The 2,037-nt window shown below is 70.1% G+C and carries 2 protein-coding genes; one reads left to right on the forward strand and one right to left on the reverse strand.

All coding sequences use genetic code 11. From position 1 onward, the window contains the following. Positions 1–135: 135 nt before the first annotated feature. On the reverse strand, positions 136–1,479 hold the full coding sequence (gene pgfA, locus G6023_RS10760) for a cell envelope lipid trafficking protein PgfA (protein ID WP_182635470.1): 1,344 nt from the start codon (positions 1,477–1,479) through the stop codon (positions 136–138). Positions 1,480–1,582: 103 nt separating this feature from the next. On the opposite strand from pgfA, the gene G6023_RS10765 reads away from it, so the two are divergent. Further along, positions 1,583–2,037, forward strand: a 455-nt coding sequence (locus tag G6023_RS10765; protein WP_182635472.1) for an acyltransferase family protein, incomplete at its 3' end; no start/stop codon positions are given.

Consider the following 2,037-nt stretch of genomic DNA (forward strand, 5'->3'; position numbering starts at 1 on the left):
CCGGCGGAGCGGCCGGCGGAGCGGGATCGTCGAGGCCGGCCTCGGGTTCGCAGCGCCCGATCCGAGGGACAGATCGCGGGAGCGGGGCGGCTTGGTGTCCCCGACGGTCGCGCGGCGGTCGCGGGGTCTGACAGATCAGGCGCGGTTCCGGGTGGTCCGTCCGCCGGTGCCGCCGCGGCTCCCGCGCAGGCCCAGCACTATGCCACCGATCAGCGAGAGCAGGCCGAGGATGCCCAGCACCGCCGGGACGATACGACCGAACGTGTTGAGCGTGTCCGCGCTGTCCTGCGCCGCGGCCAGAGTGCTCTCCTGGGTCTCGTCGTTCCATCCGGACTGGAAGCGGACGGCCGTGCGGGTCGGCTCGGCTTTCTCCTCCTCCAGGCGGGCCTTGTCGGAGAAGAAGGCGTCGGCCTCGGCCTGGTCCTCGGCGAAGAACTGGAAGATGTCCTCCTTGCCGTTGATGATCTGGCCGGTCGCCGGGTTCACGTACACCGTGCGGGTGTTGGTGTAGAAGCGCCGCATGTCGACCTCGCGCTTGGGGTCGCCCTCGAGGCCCCACTGGCCGGCGGTCATGCCCTCGCGGCGGTAGCTGGCCAGGACCGACTCCACGGCGGGGTCGTAGCCGTCGGAGATCGAGGCGAAGTGGTCGCGGATCGAGGACCACATGTCGATCGGGCCGAGGTCCTGGGTGAACTCGTAGGCCTCGATCCCACCGACGGACGTCTCGCCGACGAACTCGATCGGGTTGGTGGTGAACGTGCTGGCGTCGAAGTAGTCGTAGGCCCGCTGCTCGGTGTCGAACGGGAACTTGTACTGCAGACCCTCGCGGACGAAGCCCGTGGGGGCGGTGTCGTCGGCGCCGCCGGCGACGACCTGCAGGGTGCTGGTGGCCTCGTCGACCGGCTGCGCCGTGACGCGGTCCAGCGTGATGCGGTCGACGGTGGCGTTGATCAGGGACTCGACCTCGTCGCCGCCCGCGATGTCCTCGCGCAGCAACGACTGGGCGGCCTGCAGGGTGATGACGTCGGCGTCCGACGGCTCGACGGCCATCACCCGACGCTGCGAGTACAGGGGGATGTCGTTGTCGATGAAGCACGAGACGGGGAACTGCACCTCGGAGTCGTCGGCCTCGGCGCCGTCCTGGGTCTCATCCGCCTCACCCTCGGGCGCGTCGCCCTCTCCCTCGTCCCCGGACGCGGCCTCGGCCTCGGCCTCGGCCCCATCCTCGGGGCGGCACTCGGGCCGGTCCGCGTTGAGCTCGGTGGGTGCGTTGCCCGCCAGTGCCCTGCCCACGAGGACCGCCCCCGGCGCGACCTCGGTGACGGTCGTCGAATTGATGTCCAGCGGGGTCTTCTTCTGCGCCGGCACCACGAAGAACACGAGCGCCAGTGCGATAGTGATCAAGAATGCGCCGAGCCCGACGAGGACCAGCGCGGGCACCGACGACCTCCGTCCCGCGGAACTGCTCTGTCGTGCCATCGGTTGTCCTCCTGGAGTCGCGCCCTCGGTCCGTGGTCACGCCCGGGTAACGTCCCCGGGCCGGCTGCCAGACCGGACCATCATCTGGAGAAGATTAACAGTGATGAAGAACGCATTTGGCACCCCCGACCACCGAGTCGGGACACTGCCCTCCGCGACGGGCTTCGTGCCGGCGCTCGAGGGGCTCCGGGCGGTCGCCGCGTTCGCTGTACTCACCACCCATGTCGCGTTCCAGACCGGGGCCTCGACGGGGTCGTTCCTCAACCGCGTCTGGGGCCGCTTCGACCTGTCCGTGGCCGTGTTCTTCGCGCTCTCGGGCTTCCTGCTGTGGCGCGCGCACGCCCTGCACGCACGCCGGGGAGGCACGGGGACCGCACGGCCCGCCCGCGACTATCTGCGCTCCCGACTCGTCCGGATCATGCCCGCGTATCTCGTCCTGGTGTCCGCGGTGTTCCTGCTGATCCCCCGGAACGCAGGGAGCTCCGCCAGCACATGGACGTCCAACCTGACGCTCACCCAGGTGTACGTCCCGGACTCCCTCGTCGAGGGGCTCACGCA

This window comes from Dietzia sp. DQ11-71 (assembly GCF_014144995.1).
Classification (GTDB): Bacteria; Actinomycetota; Actinomycetes; order Mycobacteriales; family Mycobacteriaceae; genus Dietzia; species Dietzia kunjamensis.

Bases quoted from the DNA above. Each gene is read 5' to 3' on its own strand.
- pgfA (WP_182635470.1), bottom strand. From the start codon at position 1,479: ATGGCACGACAGAGCAGTTCCGCGGGACGGAGGTCGTCGGTGCCCGCG.